4 protein-coding genes and 3 pseudogenes are annotated in these 5,672 nt (G+C 65.7%); 6 read left to right on the top strand and 1 reads right to left on the bottom strand.

Annotation, left to right across the window (positions count from 1 at the left end):
• The 6 genes and pseudogenes from RHBS_RS23425 to era form a co-directional block, all read left to right on the top strand.
• A pseudogene (locus RHBS_RS23425) lies at positions 1–458 on the top strand (16S rRNA (uracil(1498)-N(3))-methyltransferase); the annotation flags it as partial.
• On the top strand, positions 455–1,210 hold the full coding sequence (locus RHBS_RS23420; protein WP_121869506.1) for a S9 family peptidase: 756 nt from the start codon (positions 455–457) through the stop codon (positions 1,208–1,210). The pseudogene RHBS_RS23425 and the gene RHBS_RS23420, both read left to right, overlap by 4 nt.
• Before the next feature lie 93 nt (positions 1,211–1,303).
• Positions 1,304–2,346 (top strand): annotated as a pseudogene (locus RHBS_RS23415) (PhoH family protein).
• A gap of 52 nt (positions 2,347–2,398) precedes the next feature.
• Positions 2,399–2,941, top strand: coding sequence for an rRNA maturation RNase YbeY (ybeY, locus tag RHBS_RS23410; RefSeq protein ID WP_032394543.1), 543 nt, complete (start codon positions 2,399–2,401; stop codon positions 2,939–2,941).
• A 40-nt stretch (positions 2,942–2,981) separates the two neighbouring features.
• A pseudogene (locus RHBS_RS23405) lies at positions 2,982–4,303 on the top strand (hemolysin family protein).
• 17 nt (positions 4,304–4,320) lie between these two features.
• Positions 4,321–5,235, top strand: a complete 915-nt coding sequence (gene era / locus RHBS_RS23400; RefSeq protein ID WP_094612778.1) for a GTPase Era — start codon at positions 4,321–4,323, stop codon at positions 5,233–5,235.
• Between the two features lie 42 nt (positions 5,236–5,277).
• Here era and RHBS_RS23395 read toward each other — a convergent pair.
• Positions 5,278–5,672 (bottom strand): amidase family protein (locus RHBS_RS23395; RefSeq protein WP_272913891.1); only part of this gene is annotated, 395 nt, incomplete at its 5' end.

Below are 5,672 nucleotides of genomic sequence, written 5' to 3'. Positions count from 1 at the left end.
GTCGTGCCCTGGCAGTCCGGGCGGTGCGTCGCACGGTGGGAGGGCCCGAAGGCAGCCAAGGGCGTCGCGAAGTGGCGCAGCACCGCGGCAGAAGCGGCCAAGCAGTCGCGTCGGGCATACATCCCCGAGGTCTCCGAGCTGCACGATTCGCGGGAGGTGAACGCTTCGTGCGCGGCGTCGTGGAGCGCGGCGGAATCGTCGCTGTGCTGCACGAGGCAGCCACCTCGGCGTTCCGGGACCTGCCGTTCGACTCGGTGCCCGAGGTCGCGATCGTCGTCGGACCCGAGGGCGGGCTCGACGACCGAGAGGTGACCGCTCTGACCGAGGCGGGTGCGACCCCGGTGGTGCTGGGCCCGACGGTGCTGCGGACCTCGACGGCAGGAGCTGTGGCTCTCGGCGCGCTGGGCGTCCTGACCTCGCGGTGGACTCAACTACCACCCGACTTCCAGAACGCATGAGCGTTCGGATCAAGATCGCGTACGGCGATCACCCGGAGCAGTTCGGCCACCTCTACCTGCCGGCCGAGCCGATGGATCACCGGACGCCGGTGGTCGTGGTGGTGCACGGTGGGTTCTGGAGCGGACAGTACGGATCCAATCTGGGAACCCAGTTCGCCCGCGCAGTCGCCGGAGCCGGAGCGGTGGCGTGGAACATCGAGTACCGACGCGTCGGCGCGGGCGGGCACTGGCCGGAGATGCGCTCCGATGTGACCGCGGCACTCGACGTCGTCGCCGGGGAACTGCAGCAGCACGCCCCGGTCGGTGTCGACGACGTACGCGTCATCGGGCACTCGGCAGGAGGGCACCTGGCAGTGTGGCTCGGCGGCGAGACCGGCACGAAGGTCCGCCCGTCGCGCATCGTCTCGCAGGCAGGCGTTCTCGATCTCGAACCTCGAGGTGCGTCGGGACGAACCAACCCGGCGGTCGAGGCTCTGTTGCAGGCCCGGTACGAGGACGATCCCGACCTGTACCGCTCGGCCTCACCCGCGGCCCGTGTACCCATCGGCATCCCGACGATCGCCCTGCACGGATCCGAGGACATCCAGGTCCCCGCGGCGCAGAGCGAGCGGTACGTCGCGCTGGCGCGCGCTGCCGGAGACGACGCACGGCTGACGATCGTGCCGGGGGAAGACCACTTCGCTTTCCTGAATCCCGATTCCCGGTGTTGGGCCCTCTCGCTCGACGCGGTGCTCGGTGCCACCAGCGAGTAATGGGAATGCGCATCGTTGCTGCGGCGTTAAACTCGATCCATACCAAGTGCACGTCCGAGAAGCCGACACCAGAGAGCAGGCCATAGCCACCACGTGAGTGAACACAGCGAATTTCCCGCCGAGCGTGACGTTCGGTCCACCTTGGAACTCGCCCCCGAAGCGGTGATGCCACTGCTGGGACAGTCCGACGAGAACCTGCGGGCACTCGAGCAGATGCTGACGGCAGACATCCACGTACGAGGAAACGCCGTGACGCTCACCGGGAAAGTGGCCGACGTTGCGCTGGCCGAACGGGTGATCTCCGAGTTGGCCGCGCTGGCCAAGCGCGCTCAGCCACTGACTCCCGATGCTGTGCGCCGATCGATCGCCATGCTCACCGAGGCGTCGCCGATTCGCCGGCCGAGGTGCTGAGCCTGGACATCCTCTCGCGCCGCGGCAAGACGATCCGGCCCAAGACGCTGAACCAGAAGCGATACGTGGACGCGATCGACGCCAACACCATCGTGTTCGGCATCGGCCCGGCCGGCACCGGCAAGACGTACCTGGCGATGGCGAAAGCCGTGCAGGCGCTGCAGACCAAGCAGGTCAGCCGCATCATTCTGACGCGTCCGGCAGTGGAGGCGGGGGAGCGGCTGGGATTCCTCCCCGGAACGCTGCACGAGAAGATCGACCCGTACCTGCGGCCGTTGCACGATGCGTTGCACGACATGATGGACGACGAAGCCATTCCCAAGCTGATGCAGGCCGGGGTCATCGAGGTCGCCCCGCTCGCCTACATGCGTGGCCGGACCCTCAACGACGCATTCATCATTCTCGACGAGGCTCAGAACACCACCGCCGAGCAGATGAAGATGTTCTTGACGCGACTCGGATTCGGATCGAAGATCGTCGTCACCGGCGACGTGACCCAGGTCGACCTTCCCGGAGGTGCGCGGTCCGGATTGCGTGCGGCGTCCGAGATCCTCACCGACGTCGACGACATCCACTTCGCGCAGCTCACCAGCAGCGACGTGGTGCGACACCGACTGGTGTCCGAGATCGTCGACGCCTACGAGCGGTTCGAGTCGACATCGGAAGGCGTCATTCCCAACCGCGCGCAACGCCGGACCGGTGGACCACGTTCGGCGAGAAGATGATTCAGGCATTCCGGCCGACATATGCAGGCAACGAGAGCGTGGTAGTGGCTAGATGAGTATCGAAGTGTCCAACGAGTCGGGGATGGACATCTCCGAACCCGAGCTGGTCTCGGTCGCACGGTTCGCGATCGCCGGCATGGACGTGCATCCCGCCGCGGAACTGTCGATGGTGCTGGTCGATTCGGCCACGATGGCAGATCTGCACATGCGGTGGATGGATCTGCCCGGCCCCACCGACGTGATGTCGTTTCCGATGGACGAGCTCGAGCCGGGCGGTCGTCCCGATGCGCCCGAGCCCGGACCGGCGATGCTCGGCGACATCGTGCTGTGCCCGTCGTTCGCCGCGGATCAGGCTGCTGCAGCGGGGCATTCGCTCGAACACGAGCTGGCGTTGCTGACCGTGCACGGCGTGCTGCACCTGCTCGGCTACGACCACGCCGAGCCGGACGAAGAGAAGGAAATGTTCGAGCTGCAGAACCGGCTCCTGGCCGAGTGGTACGAGGACGCCAGGCGCGCGGAGCAGGCCGCCGAACAGGCCGCCCGCGATGCCCGACTCCTCGGCAAGGCCGGCTTCGTCGACGGACTCGATCGATGATCAGCGTCGTCGAACAGGTGGAAGTGTTGGGTCCTGGCGCGTGAGCAGTGCTGTTGCGCTCATCGTGTTCGCTGCCCTTCTCGTGCCTCTCGGAGGCCTGTTCGCTGCCGTCGATTCCGCGCTGAACACGGTCTCACGTGCGCGAATCGACGACATGGTCAAGGACGAGCGCCCCGGTGCCACCGGCCTCGTCGTGGTGGTCGGCGACCGTCCGCGGTACGTCAATCTCATGGTGCTGCTGCGCATTCTGTGCGAAATCGGCGGCACCGTGTTGCTCGCGGGTGGCCTGACGCAGTTGATCGACTCCACCACAGCATTGGTGATCAGCGCGGTGGCCATGGTGTTGGTCAGTTACGTCGTGATCGGTGTCGGTCCGCGAACCCTCGGTCGGCAGAACGCGTACTCGATCGCCTTGGCGGCCGCGTTGCCGTTGCGTGCACTCGGGTGGCTTCTCGGACCGATCAGCAGACTGCTCATCCTCATCGGCAACGCGATCACCCCCGGTAAGGATTTCGCAACGGCCCCTTCGCCTCCGAGATCGAACTCCGAGAACTGGTGGACATGGCCCGCGAGCGCGGCGTCGTGGCCGACGACGAACGGCGGATGATCCAATCGGTGTTCGAGCTGGGGGACACCTCCGCCCGTGAGGTCATGGTCCCGCGCCCCGAGATGGTGTGGATCGAGTCCGACAAATCGGCAGGACAGGCCACCTCGCTGGCCGTGCGCAGCGGCCACTCCCGTATCCCGGTGATCGGCGAGAACGTGGACGACGTAGTGGGTGTCGTCTACCTCAAAGACCTTGTGCAGCAGACGTATTACTCCACCGACGGTGGCCGCGGAGTGCAGGTGTCCGAACTGATGCGTCCGGCTGTCTTCGTTCCCGACTCCAAGGCACTCGACAGTCTGCTCGCCGAGATGCAGCGCGATCGCAACCATATGGCCCTGCTCGTCGACGAGTACGGAGGCATCGCAGGGCTGGTGACCATCGAGGACGTGATCGAGGAGATCGTCGGCGAGATCGCCGACGAATACGACTCCGACGAGGTTGCGCCCATCGAGGAACTCGACGACGGACGCTATCGGCTGTCCTCGCGGCTGCCGCTCGAGGACCTCGGCGAGATCTTCGGCATCGACATCGAATCCGAGGAAGTCGACACCGTCGGCGGACTCCTCGGCTACGAACTCGGCCGAGTACCGTTGCCCGGTTCGCAGGTGATCACCCACGGACTCCTGCTGCGCGGAGAAGGTGGAGCCGACCCCAAGGGACGCGTCCGCATCGCCACGGTCCTGGTCGAAAAGCTCGAACCCGACGAAGAAACCACCGAGGCCGACGACTCGTCGGACGTCACTCGCCAACACTGAAATCTGGAGGTGCTCTTGTGTCCGAGCAGAACAACGGTGAGTTCCGATCCGGATTCGTCTGTTTCGTAGGCCGACCCAACACCGGCAAATCCACGCTGACCAATGCGTTGGTGGGATCGAAGATCGCCATCACGTCCTCGCGTCCCCAGACGACACGGCACACCATTCGCGGCATCGTGCACCGGGAGCACGCCCAGCTGATTCTGGTCGACACCCCGGGCCTGCACCGACCGAGAACACTGCTGGGTCAACGTCTCAACGACCTGGTGCAGGACACCTACTCCGAGGTCGACGTCATCGGACTCTGCATCCCCGCAGACGAAAAGATCGGGCCCGGCGACCGGTGGATTCTCGAACAGGTGCGGCACATCGCGCCCAAGACGACGCTCATCGGCATCGTGACCAAGATCGACAAGGTCAAGAAGGAACGCGTCGTACAGCAGCTGATGTCGCTGTCGAAGCTGCTCGGTGAGAATTCGCATGTCATCCCGGTGTCGGCCGAATCGGGCGAGCAGATCGAGAAGCTCGTCGACCTGCTGGCCTCCGAGCTGCCGCAGGGCCCGGCGTTCTACCCCGACGGGGAGCTGACCGACGAGCCCGAGGAAATCCTGATGGCCGAACTGATCCGTGAGGCCGCGCTCGAAGGGGTCCGCGACGAGTTGCCGCACTCGCTGGCCGTCGTCATCGACGAGGTCACCCCCCGCGAGGGCCACGACAACATGCTCGACGTGCACGCCATCATGTACGTGGAGCGGTCGAGCCAGAAGGCGATCATCATCGGCAAGGGCGGTTCGCGACTCAAAGAGGTCGGCACGGCGTCGCGACTGCAGATCGAGAAGCTGCTGGGTACCAGGATCTACCTGGACCTGCACGTCAAAATCGCGAAGGACTGGCAGACCGACCCGAAGCAAATGGGCAAGCTCGGATTCTGACCGGAGCGGCTGCGCCGCATGTGCACGGCAATTCGTAGTGGGCTACGGGGTTTCGCTCACCTGGGTCCACCAGGGATCGGGGCGCTTGCGGTGCCACTGCAGCACGTTCTCGAGTTGAGCGGCCACCGACACCAGTAGCGGCTCGGAAGATTCGTGGCCCATCAGTTGCAGGCCGATGGGAAGGCCACCGGCGGTGAATCCTGCAGGCACGTTCACGCTCGGCCACCCCAGCACGTTCCACGGCCAGGTGTACGGGCAGTGCTCGGTGATGACCCGATCGGTATCGGCGTTGGAGATGCCGTCGATGGCTTCGATTCGAGGCGGCGGGGTGGCCGTCGTCGGCGCGAGCACGATGTCGTACTCGTCGAAGAACCGGCCGATACGACGGCCGATTCGTGGCTCGGCAGCGCGTGCTGCGCGCAGCGGCGCTCCGGCGA

This window comes from Rhodococcus sp. BS-15, assembly GCF_000813105.1.
Lineage (GTDB): Bacteria > Actinomycetota > Actinomycetes > Mycobacteriales > Mycobacteriaceae > Rhodococcoides.
The sequence above is the reverse complement of the archived record's forward strand: the minus strand, read 5'-3'. Positions and strand labels throughout refer to the sequence as shown.